Origin of the sequence: Halosegnis marinus (assembly GCF_029338355.1) — an archaeon.
GTDB lineage: Archaea > Halobacteriota > Halobacteria > Halobacteriales > Haloarculaceae > Halosegnis > Halosegnis marinus.
The window spans coordinates 913060-935536 of the sequence record NZ_CP119802.1 but is presented as its reverse complement, the minus strand read 5'-3'; the positions used below and the strand labels follow the sequence as shown (position 1 = coordinate 935536).

The 22477-nt window shown below is 70.4% G+C and carries 30 protein-coding genes and 1 tRNA gene; 18 read left to right on the top strand and 13 right to left on the bottom strand.

All coding sequences use genetic code 11. The features are described 5' to 3' along the window. Positions 1-40 precede the first annotated feature (40 nt). Complete coding sequence (locus P2T37_RS05265) at positions 41-505, bottom strand: deoxyuridine 5'-triphosphate nucleotidohydrolase (protein WP_276235740.1); 465 nt, start codon at positions 503-505, stop codon at positions 41-43. Between the two features lie 86 nt (positions 506-591). On the opposite strand from P2T37_RS05265, the gene P2T37_RS05260 reads away from it, so the two are divergent. Beyond that, on the top strand, positions 592-1179 hold the full coding sequence (locus P2T37_RS05260; protein ID WP_276235739.1) for a TetR/AcrR family transcriptional regulator: 588 nt from the start codon (positions 592-594) through the stop codon (positions 1177-1179). Here the strand turns inward: P2T37_RS05260 and P2T37_RS05255 are convergent. Further along, entirely contained in the window at positions 1170-1574 is a 405-nt protein-coding gene (locus tag P2T37_RS05255; protein WP_276235738.1) for a DoxX family protein, read from the bottom strand. The two genes, P2T37_RS05260 and P2T37_RS05255, sit on opposite strands and share 10 nt — an antisense overlap. A 78-nt stretch (positions 1575-1652) precedes the next feature. On the opposite strand from P2T37_RS05255, the gene P2T37_RS05250 reads away from it, so the two are divergent. Continuing rightward, the gene (locus P2T37_RS05250) at positions 1653-2075 is read left to right on the top strand and encodes a hypothetical protein (protein ID WP_276235737.1); all 423 of its coding nucleotides are present in this window, start codon (positions 1653-1655) and stop codon (positions 2073-2075) included. Here the strand turns inward: P2T37_RS05250 and P2T37_RS05245 are convergent. The 5 genes from P2T37_RS05245 to P2T37_RS05225 form a co-directional block, all read right to left on the bottom strand. Continuing rightward, positions 2072-2350, bottom strand: coding sequence for a translation initiation factor (locus tag P2T37_RS05245; protein ID WP_276235736.1), 279 nt, complete (start codon positions 2348-2350; stop codon positions 2072-2074). The two genes, P2T37_RS05250 and P2T37_RS05245, sit on opposite strands and share 4 nt — an antisense overlap. Before the next feature lie 49 nt (positions 2351-2399). Beyond that, positions 2400-2990: a 50S ribosomal protein L15e gene (locus P2T37_RS05240; RefSeq protein ID WP_276235735.1), complete on the bottom strand. Its 591-nt coding sequence runs from the start codon at positions 2988-2990 to the stop codon at positions 2400-2402. A 140-nt stretch (positions 2991-3130) separates the two neighbouring features. Next, positions 3131-3427 carry an antibiotic biosynthesis monooxygenase family protein gene (locus tag P2T37_RS05235; protein WP_276235734.1) on the bottom strand — a complete coding sequence of 99 codons (297 nt, stop codon included), beginning with the start codon at positions 3425-3427 and terminating at the stop codon, positions 3131-3133. Between the two features lie 60 nt (positions 3428-3487). Next, positions 3488-4393: a serine/threonine-protein kinase RIO2 gene (locus tag P2T37_RS05230; protein ID WP_276235733.1), complete on the bottom strand. Its 906-nt coding sequence runs from the start codon at positions 4391-4393 to the stop codon at positions 3488-3490. A gap of 198 nt (positions 4394-4591) precedes the next feature. After that, positions 4592-5524: an alpha/beta hydrolase gene (locus tag P2T37_RS05225; RefSeq protein WP_276235732.1), complete on the bottom strand. Its 933-nt coding sequence runs from the start codon at positions 5522-5524 to the stop codon at positions 4592-4594. Positions 5525-5596: 72 nt separating this feature from the next. Between P2T37_RS05225 and P2T37_RS05220 the strand changes: the two genes are divergently transcribed. The 13 genes from P2T37_RS05220 to P2T37_RS05160 all read left to right on the top strand — a co-directional run bounded on the left by P2T37_RS05220 (position 5597) and on the right by P2T37_RS05160 (position 16195). Next, entirely contained in the window at positions 5597-5785 is a 189-nt protein-coding gene (locus tag P2T37_RS05220; RefSeq protein ID WP_276235731.1) for a Sp36 family protein, read from the top strand. Then, entirely contained in the window at positions 5782-6858 is a 1077-nt protein-coding gene (locus tag P2T37_RS05215) for a DUF7972 family membrane protein (RefSeq protein WP_276235730.1), read from the top strand. Before P2T37_RS05220 ends, P2T37_RS05215 begins: the two co-directional genes overlap by 4 nt. Before the next feature lie 132 nt (positions 6859-6990). Further along, positions 6991-8304: a kynureninase gene (gene kynU / locus P2T37_RS05210; RefSeq protein ID WP_276235729.1), complete on the top strand. Its 1314-nt coding sequence runs from the start codon at positions 6991-6993 to the stop codon at positions 8302-8304. A gap of 139 nt (positions 8305-8443) precedes the next feature. Then, positions 8444-9049: a DJ-1/PfpI family protein gene (locus tag P2T37_RS05205; RefSeq protein ID WP_276235728.1), complete on the top strand. Its 606-nt coding sequence runs from the start codon at positions 8444-8446 to the stop codon at positions 9047-9049. Positions 9050-9216: 167 nt separating this feature from the next. Beyond that, positions 9217-9975 carry a ribonuclease H-like domain-containing protein gene (locus P2T37_RS05200; protein WP_276235727.1) on the top strand — a complete coding sequence of 253 codons (759 nt, stop codon included), beginning with the start codon at positions 9217-9219 and terminating at the stop codon, positions 9973-9975. Further along, complete coding sequence (locus P2T37_RS05195; protein WP_276235726.1) at positions 9968-10777, top strand: lipoate--protein ligase family protein; 810 nt, start codon at positions 9968-9970, stop codon at positions 10775-10777. Before P2T37_RS05200 ends, P2T37_RS05195 begins: the two co-directional genes overlap by 8 nt. Before the next feature lie 296 nt (positions 10778-11073). Continuing rightward, positions 11074-11943 carry a deoxyribonuclease IV gene (locus tag P2T37_RS05190; protein WP_276235725.1) on the top strand — a complete coding sequence of 290 codons (870 nt, stop codon included), beginning with the start codon at positions 11074-11076 and terminating at the stop codon, positions 11941-11943. A 258-nt stretch (positions 11944-12201) separates the two neighbouring features. Next, complete coding sequence (locus P2T37_RS05185; protein ID WP_276235724.1) at positions 12202-12654, top strand: cupin domain-containing protein; 453 nt, start codon at positions 12202-12204, stop codon at positions 12652-12654. Between the two features lie 31 nt (positions 12655-12685). Beyond that, positions 12686-13477, top strand: a complete 792-nt coding sequence (locus P2T37_RS05180) for a class I SAM-dependent methyltransferase (RefSeq protein ID WP_276235723.1) — start codon at positions 12686-12688, stop codon at positions 13475-13477. Between the two features lie 49 nt (positions 13478-13526). Further along, the gene (locus P2T37_RS05175; protein ID WP_276235722.1) at positions 13527-14402 is read left to right on the top strand and encodes a DUF7351 domain-containing protein; all 876 of its coding nucleotides are present in this window, start codon (positions 13527-13529) and stop codon (positions 14400-14402) included. Positions 14403-14460: 58 nt separating this feature from the next. Further along, the gene (locus tag P2T37_RS05170; protein WP_276235721.1) at positions 14461-15552 is read left to right on the top strand and encodes an aminopeptidase; all 1092 of its coding nucleotides are present in this window, start codon (positions 14461-14463) and stop codon (positions 15550-15552) included. Between the two features lie 71 nt (positions 15553-15623). Then, positions 15624-15896 carry an ArsR/SmtB family transcription factor gene (locus tag P2T37_RS05165; RefSeq protein ID WP_276235720.1) on the top strand — a complete coding sequence of 91 codons (273 nt, stop codon included), beginning with the start codon at positions 15624-15626 and terminating at the stop codon, positions 15894-15896. A 2-nt stretch (positions 15897-15898) separates the two neighbouring features. Further along, positions 15899-16195, top strand: coding sequence for a DUF8036 family membrane protein (locus P2T37_RS05160; protein ID WP_276235719.1), 297 nt, complete (start codon positions 15899-15901; stop codon positions 16193-16195). 118 nt (positions 16196-16313) lie between these two features. Here the strand turns inward: P2T37_RS05160 and P2T37_RS05155 are convergent, their stop codons facing one another. Continuing rightward, entirely contained in the window at positions 16314-16985 is a 672-nt protein-coding gene (locus tag P2T37_RS05155) for a DUF7095 family protein (RefSeq protein ID WP_276235718.1), read from the bottom strand. Between the two features lie 89 nt (positions 16986-17074). Here P2T37_RS05155 and P2T37_RS05150 point away from each other — a divergent pair, with 89 nt between their 5' ends. Beyond that, positions 17075-17788 carry an alpha/beta hydrolase gene (locus P2T37_RS05150; protein ID WP_276235717.1) on the top strand — a complete coding sequence of 238 codons (714 nt, stop codon included), beginning with the start codon at positions 17075-17077 and terminating at the stop codon, positions 17786-17788. 23 nt (positions 17789-17811) lie between these two features. Continuing rightward, positions 17812-18801 (top strand): tRNA 2-thiolation protein NcsA, encoded by a 990-nt coding sequence (gene ncsA, locus P2T37_RS05145; RefSeq protein WP_276235716.1) that lies wholly within the window; start codon positions 17812-17814, stop codon positions 18799-18801. Positions 18802-18967: 166 nt separating this feature from the next. On the opposite strand, the gene ftsZ is transcribed toward ncsA, so the two are convergent. From ftsZ to P2T37_RS05130, 3 genes are all read right to left on the bottom strand, one after another. After that, on the bottom strand, positions 18968-20149 hold the full coding sequence (gene ftsZ, locus P2T37_RS05140; RefSeq protein WP_276235715.1) for a cell division protein FtsZ: 1182 nt from the start codon (positions 20147-20149) through the stop codon (positions 18968-18970). A gap of 3 nt (positions 20150-20152) precedes the next feature. Next, positions 20153-20326, bottom strand: coding sequence for a ribbon-helix-helix domain-containing protein (locus tag P2T37_RS05135; RefSeq protein ID WP_276236214.1), 174 nt, complete (start codon positions 20324-20326; stop codon positions 20153-20155). Between the two features lie 231 nt (positions 20327-20557). Continuing rightward, on the bottom strand, positions 20558-21106 hold the full coding sequence (locus tag P2T37_RS05130) for a double zinc ribbon domain-containing protein (RefSeq protein ID WP_276235714.1): 549 nt from the start codon (positions 21104-21106) through the stop codon (positions 20558-20560). A 138-nt stretch (positions 21107-21244) separates the two neighbouring features. On the opposite strand from P2T37_RS05130, the gene P2T37_RS05125 reads away from it, so the two are divergent. After that, positions 21245-21318: transfer RNA gene (locus P2T37_RS05125), tRNA-Tyr, on the top strand. 151 nt (positions 21319-21469) lie between these two features. Here the strand turns inward: P2T37_RS05125 and P2T37_RS05120 are convergent. Then, positions 21470-21694, bottom strand: coding sequence for a hypothetical protein (locus P2T37_RS05120; protein ID WP_276235713.1), 225 nt, complete (start codon positions 21692-21694; stop codon positions 21470-21472). 45 nt (positions 21695-21739) lie between these two features. Then, complete coding sequence (gene fer, locus P2T37_RS05115) at positions 21740-22459, bottom strand: ferredoxin Fer (RefSeq protein ID WP_276235712.1); 720 nt, start codon at positions 22457-22459, stop codon at positions 21740-21742. Positions 22460-22477: the final 18 nt, after the last annotated feature.

Here is a 22477-nt window from a genome sequence, read left to right as displayed (position 1 = left end):
AAAGGCGGGAGGCCGTTTCACGCCGTGAGAACGCCCCCTGTCACCGGTTCTCGCCCTGGTACGTGCCGTCGTAGTGCCCCTCGTGGTCGGCCGTCGAGAGGACGAACTGTGCGATTCGCGCGCCCCGCTCGATTTCGACCGTGTGACCCACCTGTAACAGCCCCTCGCCGCGGCCCTCGTAGCCGGCGTCCCACACCGCCGTGTTGAGCATACAGGAGTTGCGAATGAGCGACGACCGGGGGAACACGAAGCCGACGTGGTCGTCCGGGACCGCGATCACCTCGCCGTAGCGGGCGACGTACGCGCCCGGCTCCAGCCGGTAGACGCCGTCGTCGTCCGGTTCGACCGTCTCGCGAGCGCCGACCCGCTTGCCGTCCGTGTCGATGCGGCCGGGTTCGACCTGTCGCTCCACCGCGGCGAGCGTCAGGTCGACGCCGTTGGGCTGGACCTGTTCGTCAGCGACCGGGTCGAGGTGGGCGGCGACGAACGCCCCGCTCTCGTACATACCCCCGGCTGTCGCGTCACCGGATAAATCGCTGTCGGCCGTTTCCGCACCGAAGCGGCTTTAGGCGGCGTCCCCAGCCTGAGGGTATGCACGCGGGCGACCGCAGCGAGACGGAGGAGGAGGTGATGGAGGCGACCTACGCGGCCCTCGCGGAGCACGGCTACGCCGGCTTGACGGTCCAGACCATCGCGGACGCGTTCCCGAAGAGCAAGTCGCTGCTCTACTACCACTACGACGACAAGGAGGCCATCCTGCGGGACTTCATCGACTACCTCGTAGACGCGTTCCGCGCCGCCTTCGAGTTCGAGGGTGCCGACGACCCCCCGGCGGCGCTCGAACGGATGCTCGACGGCCTGCTCCCCCGCGAGATGGACGACGAGTTCCGCGACTTCCGCGTCGCCGTGATGGAACTGCTCGCGCAGGCCCCCCACGAACCGGCCTACGCCGAGCGGTTCGCCGACCTCTACGCGGCCATCCACGACGGCTTCGCCGGCGTCATCGCCGCCGGCGTCGAGCGCGGCGACTTCGCCGACGTGGACCCCGAGGAGACCGCCACGATGCTCGTCGCGGCCGCGTCGGGCGGACTGACGTGGGGCGTCACGATACGGCCGTCGCTCGTCGCCGGGGTCCGTGAGGTCGTCGACGGCTACCTCGCCGCCGAACTCTACTTGTAGGCCTCGCGCAGGAACGCGAGCGCCGCGCCGAACATCGCGAGGTTGCCGAAGAAGGCCAGCCGTTCGCCGCTCGCGTCGCCCTCCTCGTTCCAGAAGTCGTGCATCGTCGGCGTCACGACGGCGAGGAAGGCCGCCACCGCGCCGGTCGCCACCTTCGGGAGCTTCCAGAACGCGACGCCCAGCCCGCCGACGAACATCATCCCGGAGGCCAGCGGCGCGAGCAGGTCGGGGGCGGGGACGCCCGCCGACTCGGCGTACTCCACCGTGTCCTCCATGTCCCGGAAGTCCTCCGTTGCCTGCAGCGCCATTCCCAGCCCGAACAGCAGTCGGCCGAGTCGCCCCGGCCCGCTCGCCGCTCGCTTCCCCGTATCGACGCGGTCGATTCCGTCTCCCATACCCGACCGTGCGGGCGCCGGCCCTATAACAGTGGGCAGCCGGCGCGGTTATCTCCTCGGAGCGCGAAGACGGTCGGTATGGCTACCGTCACTACCGTCCCCCGCTCGGCCGGCGTCGACCGAAACACGCTGGCGCGCCGGGGCCTCACCGCCGCGGCGTTCGCCCTCGCGGGCGTCGCCGCCGTCCGCCTCGTCGCCGTCCTGCTCGCGCCGGACCTCGCGGCGCTCGACCCGTTCGGCTGGACGCCAATCGTCCTCGTCACCCTGCTCGCGGCCGCGGGCGGGACGCTCGTCTACGCGCTGCTGGCCGCCCGCGAGACCGCGACCCGCGACTTCCTCGCGCTCGCGGCGCTCGTGCTGGCCCTCTCGTTCGTCCCGCTCGTCACCGGGGCGGCCGCGATGCCCGGCATGACGACGCTCGGCCTCGTCGTTCTCGGCGTGTTCCACGTCGTCGCGGCGGTCGGTATCGCCGTTCCGCTCGTCGGCCGCGCCGCGTTCTAGGCGACGGCGTACCCTTCCTTCTCCAGCAGTTCCGGCAGGCGGTCGCGGTGGTCGCCCTGGAGCTCTATCGTCCCGTCCTCGACGGTGCCGCCGGTCCCGATGCGCTTCTTCAGCGTCGAGGCGAGCGCCCTCAGGTCCGTCCCGTCGCCGAACCCCTCGACGACGGTCATCGGCTTGCCGTAGCGGCGCGACTCGACGCGTATCGAGAGCGTGGTTTCCGCGCGGTCGAGGTCGTCCATCGGGTCGAACTCGTCGAACCCGTCGGTGTCGTTCACGCGAGAGCTACGCGCCGCGAGGAGAAAGCGTGCCCGGGCGGTCCGGGTGTTACTTGCCGCGCCCGTTGTTCGAGCGGATGGAGGGGCGGGTGTGTTCCGTGCCGGTGCCGCGCGTCGTCAGCCCGCGGCCCTGCTGGCCCGCGCTGGTCTTGCCGCGGAACGCGCGGCCGCGCTGGCTGTCGTCACAGATCCAGTTCAGGTCGTCGTCGGACTGGATGGCGCCGTGCTCCGGGTCGAGCAGGATGACCTCGAACCACTTCTGCGAGCCGTCCTCGCCGACCCAGTAGCTGTTCAGCGTGCGGAGGTTGCGGAACTTCCGGGAGGCCCGCTCCTCGGCGATGCGCTGGATGGACTTGCGGCGGGTGATCTTGTTCACACCCTGCCGCTTCGAGCGGCGGCCCGCCTTGAAGCGCTGCTTGCGCGCGCTCCCCTTGCGGACGGCGACGCGGGCGACGACGACGCCCTGCTTCGCCTTGTAGCCGAGCGAGCGCGCCCGGTCGAGTCGGGTCGGTCGCTCGACGCGCTCGATAGCGCCCTGCTTTCGCCATTCCTGCTGTCGCTGCCACTGGAGTTCGGCCAGTTTCCCCTCCTTCGGGGACTGCCAGGCCTCCGCGATGTGCGAGTAGAAGCTTCGTGCCATTTGTTGTCTCCGCGGGCGTTGCGTGGTTCAACACGGCCGCCGTGTCACATCCCGTCCTGCCGTAGCAGGTGCCCGTCGGGGCCCGCGAGCCGACGTGCTTGGACTCACTTCCCCGTTCGCGGGCAAAAGGGCGTCGAATCTCACCTCCCGTTCCCGTACGTGTCCACCACCTCTGCGACGGTCACCTCGTACTCCTCGTACCACTCCGCCCAGCGACGCTTCGCCTCGCGGTGGTCCTCGTCGGCGGCGAAGGCGGCCAGCGCCTCCAGGGTCTCCCAGCGATAGACCACCAGCGTCTCCGCGCCGTCGGGCGACTCCCACACGCGCCGGCCCGCGTAGCCGGGCGTGGTCTCCGCGGCGCGCTCGACGGCCGCGTTCAGTTCCCGGAACTCGTCGTCGTACTCGCCCGGGCGCAGCCGAAAGGTGACGAGGTACACGCTCGGGGCTGGGGGCGGGATGGCAAAGCGGTGTCGGGATTTCGTATCGCAACGGGCGGTTTACGCCAGCGCGCGGACGCCGTCGAACTCCCCGGCGCGAACGGCGTCGGCGAGCGCCGAAACGTCGATATCGGGCGTCTCGGAGGGGTATTTCCGGGCGAAGTAGCTCACGACGTTCCCGCAGTCGCGTTCGAGGAACTCGTCGGCGTTCTCGTGGTCCACGGGGACGGCCTGCGGCCAGTCGAAGACGGTGACGCCGTCGCTGGCGACGAAGACGTTGTACTCGGACATGTCGGCGTGGACGTACCCCTGCGCGTACGCCTCGGCCACCTCGTCGAGCACCAGGTCGAGGACGCCGACGGCCTGCTCGGGGTCGAGCGCGGCCTTCGACAGCTCCACGCCCTCCAGTTTCTCCATCACGACGCCGTGGCGGTTGTGGTCCACGGGCCGGGGGACCGACACCTGCGGGTACACCGTCCGCAGGGCCTCGTACTCGCGTTCGGCGGCCTTGCGCGCGGTGTAGAACCACGAGATGTGGTTCCGGTCGGCGGTGTACTCGCGCTCGCGTTTCACCTCGCGGAAGTTCGTGTACCCCTCGCGGTGGAACTTCAGCGCGAGCGGCTTGTACGACCGCGCCTCGTACACGTCGGACTCCTTGCCGACGCCCAGCGGCGCGCCGACGCCCTCGATGCTGTCGCGCTCGGAGAAGGTGCGCAGCGCGAGCGCGTCGTACCCCTCGAACGTCAGCCGGAAGCCGGTGTACTGGATGGTCTTGCGCTCGATCAGCCCCCGGCGCTCACAGCGGTCGAGCCGGTGGGACACCTCCTCGTCGTCGAGCCGGGAGAACTCCGAGAGCTTCCCCCGGGCGACCCACCGCGAGAAGCGCATCCCCTGTTCGAGCCCGGAGAGCAGATAGAAGTCCTCGGACTCCAGCTCCGCCATCAGCGGAGCGACGTTCTGGACCATAGGACGGCTAACAGGCCGGAGACGCAAAAGGGCCGCGTAGCGCCGTCGCCGAGCGGTAAACCGTATGTGGGGATACGAAAACGGCCCCGGCGGCGGACGGCGGAACACGAGTGCGGGGGCGGGAGTGGCCCGTTCGTTGCCGAACACGGTCGCTCGGCGGCGTCACGGGGTCGAGGGGAGCGTTTCGGGTCCGCGCGACTACTCGCCGCCGAGGTCCGCCGCGAGGTCGGCCATCGCCCCGTCGGCGACGGCCACCTCGTCGGTCAGGGAGAGGAAGCCGTGGCACATCGACGGGTAGTGGCGGTGGTCGACCGCGACCCCAGCCCCCGCGAGCGCCTCGGCGTAGGCGGTCCCCTCATCGCGCAGCGGGTCGAAGCCGGCCGTGACGACGGTCGCGGGCGCGAGCCCCGAGGCGTCGCCCCGCAGCGGCGCGACGTAAGGGTTCGCGCGGTCCACGGGCGAGCGGACGTACTCGCCCCAGAAGTGTTCGACCGCGTCGCGCGTGAGGAGCGGCCCGTCGGCGTTCTCGCGGTACGAGGGCCGGTCGAAGTCGTCGTCGACCATCGGGTAGAGGAGCGCCTGCCGCTCGGGCGCGGGGAGGCCGCCGTCCCGGCAGCGGCGCGCGACCCCGGCGGCGAGGTTGCCGCCCGCGCTCGTCCCCGCGACGCTCACCCGGTCGGTGTCGCCGCCGAACGCGTCGGCGTGCTCGCGCGCCCACTCGTACGCGGCGACGCAGTCGTCCAGCCCCGCGGGGAACGGGTGTTCGGGCGCGAGACGGTAGTCGGCGGCGAGCACCACCGCGGGGACGCGGTCGGCCAGTTCCCGGCAGATGTCCTCCACAGAGTCGAGGGTGCCGAGCGCCCACAGCCCCCCGTGGTAGAAGACGACGACGGGCAACTCCCCCGCCGCTTCCGGTCGAACGGCCCGCACCGACACGGGACCGTTCGGTCCCTCGACGGCGACGTCGCGGGTGTACGCGACCGGGGTCGTCCGGTCGGCGCCGAACAGGTCGTCCTCCAGCCGGCGGGCGCTCTCGATGTCGAGGGTGTGCCACTCGGGGACGCCCGAGGCCTCGAACGCCTCCACGACGGCCGCGAGGTCGGGGTCGAGCGTGTCGGGTCGGTCGGTCACGGTCGGGGTTCGGCGAGGGGGAGCGTGAAGCTTCGGACGGAGCTTTTTACGGCCCAACCGTCTCCGTCGTGCATGGCACCCGACGAGTGGGAGTACGAGACGCTGCGGCCGCCCCGAGGCGCGACGAAGAAGGAGGCGACCGACCCGAAGGCGGAACTGAACCGGCTTGGCGCGGAGGGGTGGGAACTCGTCGACACCGTCGATTACGTCGGCGGCGGGACGAAGTTCATCCTGTTCAAACGCCCCGCGGGCGACCGATGAGCGTCACTCCGGACGACGACGTGGACGCGGACCCGGACGCCGACACCGACATCGAGAGCTCCGGCGACGCCGAGTTCTCGACGGCGAACACGATGCGCGAGCGCGCGAACGAGAGCCGGCTGAAGCTGTGGGTGATGCTCAGCGCGAACCGCCTGCTCATCACGGGCGCGCTCGCCGTCGGCGTCTTCGCCGCGTTCGTCGGCGTCGGGACCGTCGATCCCGTCGGCCTCACCGCGAGCCTCCAGTCGGGCGACACGAAGGCGACGCTGTTCTCGACGCTTCTGGGCGCTATCATCACCGGCACCACGCTCGTCGTCACCATCAGCCAGCTCGTCATCTCGCAGGAGAACGGCCCGCTCGGCGACCAGCACCGCCGAATGAGCAACACGATGGACTTCCGCGACTACGCGAGCGAGTTCGCCGGCGAGCCGACCCCCGCCGACCCGTCGGCGTTCCTGCGGATGCTCGTCGACGAGACGGACAGCCGGGCGACGGCGCTGCGCGACGCCGTCGCCGACAGCGACGACGAGCCGCTCCGCGACGAGGTGGCGGAGTTCACCGACAGCGTCACCGGCAACGCCGAGGCCGTCGGCGACCAGCTCGACGGGGCCACGTTCGGGGAGTTCGACGTGCTGTTCGCCGCCCTCGATTTCAACTACGGCTGGAAGATATTCCAGGTCGAGCGCATCGGCGACGAGCACGCCGACGCCGTCGACGACGAGGTCGACCGGCTGCTCGACGAGCTGCACACCGTCCTCTCGATGTTCGGGCCCGCCCGCGAGCACATCAAGACGCTGTACTTCCAGTGGGCACTCATCGACCTCTCGCAGCTCATCCTCTACGCCGCGGTTCCGGCGCTCGTCGTCGCGGGCTGTATGCTCGCGTTCTTCGGTAGCGGTCCCGTGCCCGGGGCGACGCTCGGAATCCCGAACGTCCTCCTGCTCGTCGCGACGGCCTTCACCGTCTCGCTGGTGCCGTTCCTGCTGTTGGTCTCCTACATCGCCCGCATCGCCACCGTCGCGAAGCGGACGCTCGCCATCGGGCCGTTCATCCTCCGCGGCTCGCAGCGCTGAGGGGCGCTCGCCGCCGTCTCCGGCCCGTTCGCTGTGGGCGACCGTCCCGCCGCCTCGCCGATTTAGTATCGCGACATACGATTTACACCGTCGTGCCGAAAAGCCCCTCACCCCCCGGCCCGTGCACCCGATATGCAGACACCGAGCGTCGAGGAATCGCCGGGCGCGCGGCGCGAAGCGGCCCGCGAGGCCGACGCGGCCGACCCGCTCGCGTCGTTCCGCGACCGGTTCGACGTGCCCGGCACGTACATGGACGGCAACTCCCTCGGGCCGCTCTCCGGCGAGGCGGAGGACGCGATACGTCGCGTCGTGGAGCAGTGGCGCGAGCACGCCGTCGAGGGGTGGACCGAGGCCGACCCGGACTGGTTCCACTACGGAGAACGGTTGGGCGCGAAACTCGCCCCCCTCGTCGGGGCCGACGAGGAAGAGGTCGCGGTCTGCGGCTCCACGACGGTGAACATCCACACCCTCGTCGCGACGTTCTACGACATGGCGAACGGCGGCAGCGCCGCCGCGGCCGACGACCCCGGCACCGTCCTCGTCAACGACCTCGACTTCCCCTCGGACCACTACGCCGTCCGGGCGCAGCTGCGCCAGCGCGGGCTCGACCCCGACGACCACCTCACAGTGGTCGAATCGCGCGACGGCAGGACCGTCGAGGAGGCGGACGTGGAGGCCGCGCTCGCGCGCGAGGACGTGGACGTGCTGTTCATGCCCGGCGTCCTGTATCGCTCGGGCCAACTCCTCGACGTGGAACGGCTGACCGCGGCGGCCGACGACCACGGCGCGTACGCGGGGTTCGACCTCGCCCACTCCGTCGGCGCGGTGCCCCACGACCTCGCGGGCGCGGGCGTCGATTTCGCCGTCTGGTGCCACTACAAGTACCTCAACGCCGGTCCCGGGGCGGTCGCGGGGCTGTACTGCAACCGCGAGCACTTCGGAACGACGCCCGCGCTCGCCGGGTGGTGGGGCCACGACAAGGGGACGCAGTTCGACATGAACCACGAGTTCACCCCCGCCGAGAGCGCCGGCGCGTTCCAGATCGGGACGGTTCCCGTCCTCGCGGCCGCGCCGCTCGACGGCGCGCTCGACGTGACCCGCGAGGCCGGTATCGACGCCCTCCGGGAGAAATCGCTCGCGCTCACCGACTACCTCGTTGCCCTCGTGGACGACCTCCCGGACGCCTTCTCGGTTGGGACGCCCCGTGAACACGCCCGCCGCGGCGGCCACGTCGCCGTCGAACACCCGGAGGCGTACCGCATCTCGCAGGCGCTGAAGGACCGCGGCGTCGTCGTGGACTTCCGGGAGCCGAACGTCGTCCGGGTCGCGCCCGCGCCGCTGTACACCGGGTTCGAGGACGTGCTCGACGTGGCCGAGGCGCTGCGCGATATCCACGAGGCCGACGCGTACGAGGCCTACGACGTCGAATCCGACGGCGTCACCTGATTCCCGGGGGTAACTTCCGGACTACCTCTCTGCCCCGTGAGCAGCGCCGCCCGTGGCTCGCCTGATGGATTTAATATCGCAATATGTGATTTACTACACCGTCCGCAACGCTGAACCCCCGACCGCGCGAACGGCCGCTGTGAACGTCGAGATAGCGATATACGAGGGGTTCGACGAACTGGACGCCGTCGGTCCGTACGAGGTGCTGGCGAACGGCCTGCGCTACGCCGCCGACGAGGGGTCGGTGCGGATGGTCACCCGCGACGGCCGCGACGCCGTGACCGCGAGCCACGGCCTCCGCGTGGGCGCGGACGGCGAACTGGGGGGTTCGGACCCCGACCTCGTCGTCGTCCCCGGCGGCGGGTGGTCGGACCCGGACGCCGAGGCCGGCGCTCGCGCGGAGTACGACGACGGCCGGCTTCCCGACCGGCTGGCGGCGCTGTACGCGGAAGGCGTCCCGCTCGCCACGGTCTGCACGGGGGCGATGCTCGCCGCGAAGACGGGGCTGTTCGACGGGAAACCGGCGGTCACGCACGCCTCCGCGCTCGACGACCTCGCCGACGCCGGCGCCGATGTGCGGGAGGCCCGCGTGGTCGATACCGGCGACCTGCTGTCGGCCGGCGGCGTCACCTCGGGGCTCGATCTCGCCTTCCACGTCGTCGACCGGGAGTTCGGGGCCGACGTGGCCGAGCGCGTCGCCCGCGAGATGGAGTACGAGCCCTCGGGCGACGTCGTGGTCGTCTAACGCGGCTCGACGGAGGGTAGACGGCTTTTCACGGTTGTTTACTGTGCTTCGAGGGGTCTCTCCCGTTCCGCACTGTAAACTGCATACTACGATACTAAAACGCGTCTCGTCGCTCGCGCCCGCCGCCCGGAGCGAGGGGTTTTAGCCGCACGACAGGAAGTTCGGGTATGCGCATCGAGAACAGTTTCATCCCGGTCGGCGGGGTCGGGGAGAAGACGGAGCGCGACCTCTGGCGCCGCGGGGTCACCCACTGGGACGCGTTCGACCCCTCGTACGTGGGCGCGACGACGGGCGAGCGCATCGGCGCGTACATCGAGGAGGCGCGCTCGCGGCTGGCGGCCGGCGACGCGCGGTACTTCGGCGAGCGGTTCCCCTCGGGCGAACTGTGGCGCTGTTACGAGAACTTCCGCGACGACGCGGCCTTCTTCGACATCGAGACGACGGGACTCTCGGCCGACCGCGACGAGGTGACCACCGTCTCGGTCCACCGCGGCGGCGACACGACGACGCTCGTGCGCGGCGACGACCTCACCCGCGAGAACGTCGCCCGCCTGCTCGACGCCCCGCTGCTCGTCACGTTCAACGGGGCCTCCTTCGACGTGCCCTTCCTCGAATCGGCGTTCGACCTCGACATCGACGCGCCCCACCTCGACAGCATGTACGCCGCGAAGAAGGTCGGGCTCTCGGGCGGGCTGAAGGCAATCGAACCGGAAGTCGGCATCGAGCGCGACCGCCCGGATATCACGGGCCGCGACGCCGTACGTCTGTGGCGCGAACACGAGCGCGGGAAGGACGGCTCGCTGGAGACGCTCGTCTCGTACAACCGCGAGGACGCCGTCAACCTCCGCACGCTGATGGACGAGGTGGCCGGGCGGCTCCACGCCGACGTGTTCGAACCCGAGCGACCCGACACCGGCGATGCCTGAAGGCGACTGGCGGCTGCTACGCGAGCAGGCGCTCCCGGGTGCCGAGGCGATGGCCTACGACGAGGCCGCGGCCCGCACCGCTGCGACCGGCGGTCCCCGGACCGTCCGGCTCTACCGGTGGCGACCCTCGACGCTGTCGCTCGGCTACCGCCAGTCCGCCGAGAGCGTGGACTGGGCCGCCTGCGAGCGCGCAGGGGTGGACGTGATACGCCGCAACACCGGCGGCGGCGGCATCTACCACGACACCTACGGCGACGTGTCGTACTCGGTTATCGCCCCCGCGGACGAGGTACCCGGCGACCTGCTGGAGACGTACGAGCTGTTCTGCGAGCCGCTGTTCGACGCGTTCGACGCGCTCGGCGTGGACGCCCGCTTCGTCGCCGAGGAACACGCGGCCGTCCACGAGCCGGCCTGCTACCTCCGCGCGCTCCACCCGGCCCACGACATCGTCGCCGGGGACGGCCGGAAGCTCTCCGGTAACGCGCAGTACCGCCGGAAGGACGCGGTCATCCAGCACGGCTCCATCACCTTCCGCTCGGAGCCGGAGCGCCACCTCGACTGCTTCGCCGCCGACGACGTGACGCCCGCCGACTTCGACGGCCGCGTGACGAGCCTCCTCGAGCAGAACCCCGACCTGACCCGTGCCGACGTGGTCGCGGCGCTGGAGGACGCGCTCGCCGAGTGGGCCGGGGCCGAGGAGGGCGAGTGGACCGAGGCGGAACGCGACTTCGCGGAGGAACGCGCCGACGAGAAGTACCGGAGCGAGGCGTGGACCCGGCGGCGCGACGACCCGACGTCGTAGTCAGACTCCGCTTCACTGCTTCTGCCGCCTGTGGCGCGCGCCGGCGAGCCTGCCGTGGCGAGCCGGCGCCACGCGAGGGATGAACGAGGGAGCGACGCGACCGAGTGAATCGGCAAGGGAGGTGTGTGGGCGGTGCGGTCGCGGGGCGGTACTCATGGAATCGCGCGAGCAGGGCGCTCGCGGAGCAGTATCGGAGTCGAGTCCCGCGAACCGAACCCACGCCGCGAGAACAGCCACGGAGCACACCGAACGACGCATCCGACACCGCTTTGCGACCCCCGCCCGCTACCCGAGCCATGAGCACGGACGACATCCGGGTGGGGGCACACACCTCCATCGCGAAGAGCGCGGGCCCGTACGACGGCCCGGCGAACGCGGTCCACCAGCAGGTCGAGTACGGCGGCAACTGCGGGCAGATATTCTCGCACTCGCCGCAGGTGTGGCAGTCGCCCTCCTTCGACGAGGAAGCGGCCGCGCAGTTCGTGGACCTCGCCGACGAACACGGCATCGGGCCGTGGGTCATCCACACCTCCTACCTCGTCAACCTCTGTACGCCGAAGGAGGGCCTCCGCGAGAAGTCCCTACACTCCATGCAGGAGGAGGTCGAGGCCGCGGCGACGCTCGACATCCCGTACGTGAACGTCCACCTCGGGGCGCACACCGGGGCGGGCGTCGAGGGGGGACTCGAAAACGCCGGCTCCGTGCTGGACGACCTCGACGTGCCCGACGGCGTGACCGTCCTCATCGAGTCGGACGCCGGCTCGGGCACGAAGCTCGGCGGGCAGTTCGAGCACCTCGCGACGGTGGCCGACGAGACGTCGCTCGACATCGAGTTCTGCGTCGATACCGCCCACGCGTTCGCGGCGGGCTACGATATCTCCACGGCCGAGGGGGTCGCGGAGACGTTCGCGGCGTTCGACGACGTGGTCGGCCTCGACCGGCTGGCGTACGTCCACCTCAACGACTCGAAGCACGCCTGCGGGACGAACAAGGACGAACACGCCCACATCGGCGAGGGCGAGATCGGCGTCGAGGGGATGCGGGCGTTCATCCAGCGGGCGGCGGACGAGGGCGTCCCGATGGCGCTGGAGACGCCGACGGAGGACGGGAAGTCCTTCGAGTGGAACATCGAGCGGGTTCGGGAACTGCACGCGGCCGACCGATAGGGAGGCCGCGGGACGGGCGAGCGGGAGCGGAGCGACACGCGAGCCAGCGGGAGTGAGCGGACCGAACGGCGAGCGGCGGAGCCGCGAGCGGGTCCGGGAACTGCACGCGGCCGACCGATAGGGAGGCCGCGAGACGGGCGAGCGGGAGCGGGGCGACACGCGAGCTATCGGGAGTGAGCCCTGCGCCCCCGACCGGCAGGTCGTCACGGGGGCTTCCGCGAAGCCGACGCTTTTGGGTCGCGCGTCCGTGTTCCGGGCATGGAGAAAGTGACCGTCGAGGACCTCGACGCGGAGGGAATGAGCGACGCCGACGTGCGGCGGCTGGCCGGGCCGCTCGGGACGAGCGACGTAGCGATCAACCACTACACGCTCGCGCCCGGCGAGCGCTTCTCGGGCGGGCTGCACACCCACCTCGACCAGGAGGAGGTGTTCTACGTGCTCTCGGGCGAGGCGACGTTCGAGCGCCCCGACGACGAGGTAACCGTCGGCGCGGGCGAGGCCGTCCGGTTCGCGCCCGGCGACTTCCAGTCGGGGTACAACGGCGGCGACGAGCCGGTCGTGGCGCTCGCGCTCGGCGCCCCGAAGGCGAGCGAGGACGTGCGCGTCAAGCAGGACTGCCCGGAGTGCGACAGCGACGAGATGCGGTTCGTGCCGGCCGAGGACGGCTTCACGCTCGTCTGTCCCGAGTGCGGGACGGAACTCGACGCGTAGGGGTTTTCTCCCGTCCCTCGCTATCGGGGGCGTGCGCCGCTTCACCGCCGAGTACCTCGACCGGACGCGCGAGGGGCTGTGGGCCGACCGGGACGCGCTCGCGCCCCTGGCGCTACCGGAGCGGACGAGCGTGCTCGACGTGGGCTGCGGCACGGGCGAACTCGCCGCGGCGATGGCCGCCGAGTGTCCGGGCCGGGTCGTCGGCGCGGACCGCGACCCCGACCTGCTCGCGGCGCTCCCCGAGGAAGTCGAAGGGGTGCGCGCCGACGCGTACAGCCTCCCCTTCCCCGACGACAGTTTCGACCTCGTGGCGTGTCAGGCCCTGCTGGTGAACCTCCCCGACCCCGAGCGCGCCCTGCGGGAGTTCGCGCGGGTCGCCCGCGACGCCGTCGCCGCGATAGAACCCGACAACGCGGGCGTGACCGTCGAGTCCACGGCCGAGGGCGAGGCCGGCCTCGCCCGCGAGGCGCGCGACCGCTACCTCGCGGGGGTCGAGACGGACGTGGCGCTCGGCGGCGACCTGCCGGCGCTGTTCGAGCGTGCCGGCCTCCCCGCCCCCGAGACGGCCCGGCGCGACCACACGCGGACGACGACGGCGCCGTACGCCGAGCGCGAGCTCGAAGCCGTCGCGCGGAAGGCGCGCGGCGACGCCATCCGCGACCGGCGCGGCGAGATGGCCGGCGACGACGCCGAACTCGACGCGCTGCGCGAGCGATGGCGCGAGATGGGCCGCGAGGCCGTCGCGCAGGCGCGCGAGGGCACCTACGAGCGCCGCGAGACGGTTCCGTTCCACGTCGCCGTCGCGGACCTGTCGGACGCGTAACCGAAACCGCCGGGCGAACGCCTTTGTCCCGGGGGGCGTATCGCGGTCCATGGACGGCACCCGCCCGGCGGCCGCGTTCGAACTGCTCGCGGCGGAACCGCGGATGGACATCCTCCAGTCGCTCGTCGCCGCGCGCCGCGAGGGGGAGACGCCGCTGGCCTTCTCGACGCTGCGCCGGCGCACCGCCATCGACGACTCCGGGCGCTTCAACTACCACCTCGGGAAGCTCGTCGGCACGTTCGTCGAGAAGTCCGAGGAGGGGTACGACCTCTCCTACGCGGGGCGGGCCGTCGTCGCGGCGGTCATCGCGGGCACCTACTCGGGGGCCGAGCGCAAGGAACCGACCGACCTCGGCGACTGCGTGCTGTGCGGCGCGCCGGTGACGGCCGGCTACGCCGACGGCGAACTCGCCGTGCGCTGCGAGGCGGACCACGGCCTGTTCGTGACGGGGTTCCCGCCCGGCGCGGCCGCCGACATGGACACCGAGACCCTGCTGGAGACGGCGGCGCTTCGCACCTACCAGCGGATGGAGTTCGCCACGACGGGCCGGTGTCCCGAGTGCCTCGGACCGCTGGCGACGGAGCCGACGACGACGGCGGTGGACGGCGGCGAGATGCACGTGTTCGCCTCCCGGTGTGACCGCTGCGGCGAGCGGTTCGCCGCCAGCGCCGGCACCTACCTCGTGCTCGCGCCGGAGGTGGTCGCTTTCTACCGCGACCACGGCGCGGACGTCCACCACGCGCGGCCGTGGCGCGTCGCCGTCGCCGTGGACGGCCGCGGTCCCGGCGGCATCGGGACGGCGACGGCGAGCGTCGCGGACGACGACCCCTACCGCCTCCGCTTCGAACTGACCGTCGAGGGCGACACGCTCGCCGTCACGCTCGACGACCGCGGCCGGGTGGTCGCGACCGGCGAACCTCCCTGAACCCAAACAGAAGGGCCCTTCTGCCCGGGGTTAAGTCCCGGCTCGCACAACCCCGGGTATGGACCCCCGAATCCGCGAGCACGCCGAGGTGCTCGTCGACCACTGTACCGACATCGAGCGGGGCGACGACGTCATCGTCAGCGGCTCGCCCGAGAGCGAGGACCTGCTCGTCGCCGTCAACGAACTGTGCGCGGAGCGCGGCGCGACGACCGTCGTCACGATGGGCTCGGCCCGCGCCTCGCGCGCCTACGACCGCGCGGTCGACCCCGACGACATCGAACTGAACGGGATGTCGCTGGCCCGCGCCGAGGCGGCGGACGTCTTCATCAACGTCCGGGGCGGCGGCAACATGCTGGAGTCGAGCGACGTCCCCCCGGAGATACAGCAGGCGAAGTCGGCCGCGAACAAGCCGGTCTCCGACGAGGTCATGTCGAAGCGGTGGAACCTCACGCAGTTCCCCACGGAGACGGGCGCACAGAAGGCCGAGATGAGCACCGCGGCGTACGAGGAGTTCGTCTGGAGCGCCGTCAACAAGGACTGGGACGCCGTGCGCGAACACCAGTCGCAGTTGGTCGATATCCTCGACGACGCCGACGAGGTCCGCATCCGTTCGGGCGACACGACGGACGTGACCATGTCCGTCGCCGGCAACGTCGTGGAGAACGACTACGGCGAGCACAACATGCCCGGCGGCGAGGTGTTCACCGCGCCCGTCCCCGACAGCGTCGAGGGCGAGGTGCTGTTCGACAAGCCCGTGTTGGTGCAGGGCCGGGAGGTGCTCGACGCCCGCCTCGTCTTCGAGGGCGGCGAGGTGGTCGAGCACTCGGCGTCGAAGAACGAGGCCGTCCTGACGAGCCTGCTCGACACCGACGAGGGGGCGCGCCGCCTCGGCGAACTCGGCATCGGCATGAACCGCGACATCGACGAGTTCACCTACAACATGCTGTTCGACGAGAAGACCGGCGACACCGTCCACATGGCCATCGGGATGGCCTACGAGGACACCGTCGGCGCGGACAACGAGCGCAACGACTCCGCCGTCCACACCGACATGATAGTCGATATGAGCGAGGACTCTGTCATCGAGGTGGACGGCGAGGCCGTCCAGCGGAACGGGACCTTCGTCTTCGAGGAGGGCTTCGAGGCGTAACGGCGGCCCGCGCCCGCCGCACGCCGGGCGAACCCCTATGTAGCCGGCCCACCCCTCTCACCCACGCACAGATGGAGAAGGCGCTGTGGTACCTGCTGGCCGGCACCCGCGGCGGCGCGAACAGGGCGCGTATCATCCGCCTGCTCGACGCCCGGCCCCGCAACGCCAACCAACTCGCGGAGGAACTCGACGTGGACTACAACACCGTCCGACACCACCTTGACGCGCTGTTAGAGCACGACGTCGTCGAGACCGGCGGCGACGACTACGGGAAACTGTACTTCCTCACCGACCGCTTCGAGGGCCACCGCGAGGCGTTCGAGGAGATAACGGAGCACATCTGACCATGGCGATGGGGCCCCAACTGCTGGTCGCGACCGCGCTCTCGGCGGCCAACGCCGTCCTGCTCGTGGTGCTGCTCGGCGTCTGGTACCGCAACTACCGAACCTTCGAGTCCCGGCTGACGCTCGGGCTGGTCGCGTTCGGACTCTCGCTGCTCGTGGAGAACGCCGTCGCCGTCTACTTCTTCTTCTCGGCGGCGTCGCTGTACGGGATGGGCGGCGGCGTCGGCACCGTCGTCGCCGTCATGCGCGCCCTCCAGTTCGTCGCGCTCGCGTTCCTCACCTACGTCTCGCTGGAGTGACCCGGGTCGGAGTTCGGCGAAAACTTAAGTATCCGAACGAGGCGTGTCCACACGGGGTGGCCGCCGCCGTCCGCACTCGGAGTTGGTATCCCTCGTGCCGGGCCGGTTCCCCCGAACCTCACACGACGTCGCCGCGCACCGTCGCGCCGCGTCTGTCCCGCTGGTACTCGCGGAGCCGCTCGGCCGCGCGGTCGGCCTCGTCGTCCTCCAAGCCCAGCATCGCCAGCGCCGCCGACAGGGTCGGCAGGACGAACTCGTTCTCGCGGAGCTTCGAGAGCGCCTCCCCGCTCCGGCGGCTCTCCTCGCCGTTGCCGGCCCACAGCATCGCGGCCCGCGGGTCGAGCAGCTGGGTGTAGTCGTCGCGCGCCTTCGCCCCTTCCAGCCGCTGGGTGACGTTGCGCTCGAAGCCGGTGTTACACACCTCCAGGTGGACCGGCTCGTCGTCGTCGAGCAGGTGGGCGGCGAGACACTTCTCCGGGGCGGCGTGGCCGTTGCTGTTCGCCCGCAAGTACTCCGGGTGTTCGTCGGCCCACGCCGCGCGGACCGTCTTGCCGACGCCCTCGATGCCGTGCGACTCGACGAACTCGGCCTCGCGCTCCGGGGCGTCCTTGAACAGGAGGTCCTTCGTCAGGTAGACGTTGACCCGCGGGACGGGGTCGACCCCCAACACGACGTCCCCGTACACCCACACCTCGCGGACGGGGACGGGCATCGTCTCCGACTCCACCGCGTCGAGTATCGCCTCCACCCGCGCGACGGCCTCGCTCCGGGCCAGCCCCTCCTCTGTCATACCCGTCCGTGGGGCCGGCCGGCCAAACCCCTTGCGTCGTCCGGCCGCGTCACGCCCGAAGCTAAGTCGGTCGGCGCTCTGCGACACCCATGGAGACGCGCTCGTTCAACGGCACCGGTGACCGCGACCTCGTGCTCGTGCTCGGCTGGGGGAACCGGTTCGACCACGACACTGTCGAGTGGCTCGTCGACCGCCTCGCCGGCGCCGGCTACCGCATCCACGGCTTCCAGCTCCCCACGACGATCACGGACTTCGACGCCGAGTGGCTCGCCCCCGTCGCCCGGACCGCCGAGTCGCTCGCAGAGTACCGACTGCTCACCCACTCGACGGGCGGGCTCATCGGGGAGTTCCTCCCCGACCCGGGGATGACGGTCCACCTCAGCCCGTGGTGGGGCTTCCACGACGACCTCCGGAACCCGCTCGTCTCGCTGGCGATGAAGCTCCCCGTCTCGACGCCGCTGCTCCCCGCGGGCATCGAGGCCGAGGACCTCGGCGAGCACGTCACCGACGAGCGGATGCGCGAGGCGCCCGACCGGGCCGCGCCGACGTTCCTCCGCGAGGCGAAGCGGGCACAGGCGCGGCTCCCGACGTTCGACGAACAGCGGACGAGCGTGTTCTACACGCCCGAGGACCCGGTGGTGAGCGCCGAGGCCATCGAGCGGCGCGTCCCGCCGCGCAACCGCGTCGCCTACGAGGGCGGCCACGAACTGTTCGCCTCCGCGTCCCGGACGCGCCACATCGACACCGTGCTCGCGGCGCTCGACGCGGGGCCGCGGGCGCTGACCGACGAGCGAAAGCCGTAATCCGCTCGCCCCGAACCTCGGGTATGGACTGCGACAAGTGCGGGGCCGACGCGGTCACGCACCTCGCCTACTCGGGCCTGCACCTCTGTGGCGACTGCTTCTCGCAGTCGGTCGAGAAGCGGGTCCGCCGCCGGGTGCGCGAGGACGGCCTCCTCGACCAGTCGGCGACGCCCGACGACCCCGACACGTGGGTCGTCGGCCTCTCGGGCGGGAAGGACAGCGTCGTCCTCACGAAGGTGCTCCACGACACCTTCGAGTCGGACCCCCGCGTCGAACTCGTGGGACTGACCATCCACGAGGGCATCGAGGGGTACCGCGACGAGAGCGTGGACGCCTGCGTCGAGCTCGCCGCCGACCTCGACCTGCGCCACGAACTCGTCACCTACGAGGAGGAGTTCGGCGTCCGCATGGACGACGTCGCGGCCGACGACCCCGAGGGGATGGCCCCCTGCGCGTACTGCGGGGTGTTCCGCCGCGACCTGCTCGAACGCTACGCCGACGACCTCGGCGCGGACAAGCTCCTGACGGGGCACAACCTCGACGACGAGGCCCAGACCGCGCTGATGAACTTCCTCGAGGGCGACCCCAAGCAGGTCGCCAAGCACTTCGACGCCTCGCTGGGCGGGTTCGACGACGAGGGACGGGAGACCCAGGACACCTTCGTTCCCCGCGCCAAGCCGCTGCGCGACGTGCCCGAGAAGGAGGTCGCGCTGTACGCCCACCTCAACGACCTGCCCGCCCACATCACGGAGTGCCCCCACGCCAGCGAGGCCTATCGGGGCGAGATACAACAGCTCCTCCTGAAACTGGAGGAGAACCACCCCGGCACGCGCCACTCCATCATGGCCGGCTACGAGCAGCTCGCCGAGGCCGCCGCCGACTCGCTGCGCGGCGGCGCGGACGACCTCGACGAGTGCGACCGTTGCGGCGCGCCGACCGACAACGACGTCTGCCGGAAGTGCTATCTGGTCGAGGCCGTCGGCGGCGACCCCGAGCCGGCGAGCCCCGAGTAACCCTCCGTTCGTCCGCCGCCCGTCGTGCGCCCGTCAGCCGGGCGTCAGCCGCGTGTAATACACCGACTCGCGGCCCGCTCTCGGCGGACGTATCAGAACAGCTATACGGACAGCTTCAGTGCTAATCGCACGACGCTACTGCGAAAGAAAAGATACTCGTTCTGACCTATCGGACGACGTCGAGGCCGTTGTTCTGCTCGACCTCGGAGCGGCCGCCGTCGGTGTGGCCGTACTCGGTGTTGGAGGACTCGACCTCCTGGACGCCGTCGTACTCGCCCACGTCGTCGATGGCCTGCCGCGAGGCGTCGGCCTGCTTCTGGGTCGAGGGGCCGAGTATCTGGGCCGACTGGACGCCGGTCATGATGGCCATGACCCGCACCTTGCCCTTGTACTCGTCCTGGATGCGCGCGCCCCAGATGACGTTCGCGGAGGCTTCGAGCCGCTCGGTGATGTTCTGGGCGATGCCCTCGGCCTCTTTCAGCGTGAGGTCGGGGCCGCCGGTGATGTGGACGAGTCCGCCCGTCGCGCCGCGGTAGTCCACGTCGAGCAGGGGATGGTTCATCGCGTCCTTCACCACCTCCTGCGTCTTGTTCTTGTCCTGCGTCTCGCCCACCAACATCACGGCTACGCCGCCCTGCCCCATGATGGAGGTCATGTCGGCGTAGTCGAGGTTGATGAGGCTCGGCTGGGTGATGGTCTCCGAGATGCCCTTGACCGTCTCCGCGATGATCTGGTCCATCACGGAGAACGCCTTGCCGATGGGCAGGTTCGGGACGTAGTCGAGCAGCCGGTTGTTGTCGAGGACGATTATCGAGTCGGCCTCGTTGCGGAGCTTCTCCAGCCCCTCCTCGGCTTTCACCGTGCGGGCGCGCTCGACGTTGAACGGCGTCGAGACCATGCCCACGACGATGGCGCCCTGCTCCTTGGCGATCTTCGAGACGACCGGCGCCGCGCCGGTGCCGGTGCCGCCGCCCATCCCGGCGGTGACGAACACGAGGTCCGCGTCGCCGAGCACCTCCTTGATGGTGCCCTGCGCCATCTCCGTGGCGCGCTCGCCCATCGAGGGGTCGCCGCCGGCGCCGAGCCCCTGCGTGAGCGACTTGCCGACCAGTATCTTCGTGTCGGCCTCGATCATCTGCAGGTGCTGTTTGTCCGTGTTGATGGCGATGGTGTCGGCGCCGTCGACGCCGATGTTGTACAGGCGGTTGACGGTGTTGTTGCCGGCACCGCCGCAGCCGATGATGGCGATGCGCGGGTCGCCGAAGTCGGAGGCGTCGTCGCCGGCCTCCTCCAAGTCGCGCTTCTCCTGTTCGGCGTTCTCCAGCGCGGAGTTAACGAGGTCCTGCATCGGTCAGACCTTCGCCCACGAACGGCGCTTGCCGTCGTCGTGGCTCTCTTGTTCGTTGATCATCTCGCGCACGGCCGAGCGAATCGCCTCGCTCCGGTTCGGGAACTCTCCCGTATCGACCATGCGTTCGACTTCCTCGATCTGCTGTTTCGGAATCCGTAGTGTCACACGCTCCATTTTTTGATTTCCCCTTGTGGAGTAAGACGGCACGTGGTGCACACCCACGAGGCGTCTTACAGCACGAAAACGCCCGAAGGCGTCGGGTCGTACCACGACCCGGCTGCGCTGTAAGACGACCGTCTTACGCAGCCGTATGCACAGACTGTGGTATTATAAAGGTTTGCATCCGGTGTAAGACGACGTGTCCGAACGGCCGTTTACGGCGCCGAGTCGCGCGATTACGGCGTCTTACGGGTCCTTCAGCACGTCCGCTGCGGGGGTCCGACGGCCGCAGCCGGGGCAGAAGGACCAGTCCGACCGGAGCTCGTCGCCGCACTCGCAGAACACTCTGTGTGACGCCTTCTCCCCGCAGTTCGGGCAGTACACGGCCGAGGCCTCCAGTTCCTCGCCGCACTGTTTACACGGTTCGGGCTCCGCGTCGGACGCGTTTGCGGGCGCGGGCCCGTCCGTCTTACGCGTCTCACGCTCGCCGTCCGTCTCGGCCTCGACCGCCGCGTCCTTGGCGGTAGGGGCCTCCAGCGTCACGTTTACGTTCACGTCCTGCGGCTCGCGGGGCGCGTACGCCCCCAGCCGCTCGCCGATGAGTTCGTCGATGCGCTCGGCGAGCGCGTCGTCGAGCGTGCCCGCGTCCGACGGCGCGGACGCGGCCGTTCCGGACGGCGAGGGCTCCCCGAGGTACTCGCGGAGCGCCTCGCGCATCACCTCGCTCTTGGAGGCGTCGAACTCCTCCAGCTGGCGGATGAGGTCGTCGTCCGCCCGGAACGTTATCTTGCTCATCTCTCGTGTGCGCCTGTGTACCGCCGCTATTTCAATCTTCCCGCGATGTCCGACACGCGTCCGTCGGCCGTCACACACGACCCGAGGGAGCCGCGATGATAACCGTTAAGTCCGACAGCCGACTTCGAACGAGTGCGCCCGCCCTTAGCTCAGACTGGTAGAGCAGTCGACTGTAGATCGACTTGTCCCCCGTTCAAATCGGGGAGGGCGGACTGGTTTTCGCGCCGTATCACGGTACCGAACAGTTCCGACCCCGTCCTGCGATTTCGGCCCGTCTCGTTCGCCCTTGAATCGTGGGTGGAACCGCTCCCGTAACGATGCCGCTCGTCGTCGGGTGGTCTCCGTCGTAGAACCGCGCCGACCCTACTCCTCGGCCAGTTCCTCGACCAGCCGCTCGCAGTCGTCCAGTCGCGCCTGCGCGCGGGCGATCTCGACCCGGAGGTCGCGGACCTCGTCCCTGAGCGTGAGGTTCTCCGCCCTCGCCTCGGCTATCTGCTCGACCAACACCCCGTGGGCTTTCCGCGCGGTGGTCTCGACCGCCTCGACCTTCTCGGCGACCTCCTCGACGTCGACCTCGGCGGTGCTCATGCTCGGTTGGTAGCACGGCCGCGCCCGTAAGCCTGGGGGGCGGCGTCAGTCCTGCATCCGCGCGTCGAAGCGGCTGGGCCGCAGTCGCAGGTCGTCCAGTCCGGGCAGGTGTTTCACGTTGTACACGACCTTCGCCTCGTCGCTGACGGGCGAGGAGATACACGACAGCCGGATGTCCCGGTCGAGCCACTCGTCGGTGAGGATGTTGCCCGCGGGGGTGGGCATCTCGCCCTCGACGAGCGCGACGGCGCAGTTCGAGCAGGCGCCGCCGCGGCAGGCGTACGGCCAGACGAATCCGCGGTTCTCCGCCGCCTCCAGGAGGTTCTCGCCGGGCTTGACGAGCAGGCGGCCGTAGTCCTCGGTGTCGAGGTCCGCGCCCGCCGCCTTCTCGAAGAGGTCGTCGTCGGTCAGCTCCCAGCCGTGGTCGTCGAGCACCTCGTAGTTGAGGAACTCGACGCGCGACCCCTCGACCGAGGGGCCGTCGTCGGCGTCGGCGCCGTCGTCCGACGGGGTTCGGTTCCGCGCACGGGCACGCGTCGCGGTGTCCGAGGTGCGCCCGTCGTCGCGCGCGTCCTCCTCGGCGGCCACGAGCGCCTCCTCGTCGCCGGAGACGATGGCTTCGTACGCGCGGCGCACGCGCTGGAACTCCCGGGCCGACCCGCCGTGGTCGGGGTGGGCGTCCTTCACGCGCTCGCGGTAGGCGCGCTCGATGGCCTCGGGGTCGGCGTCCCGCTCCACCCCGAGCACGTCGAACGGAGAATCCACGCGGGACGGTAGGGAGCC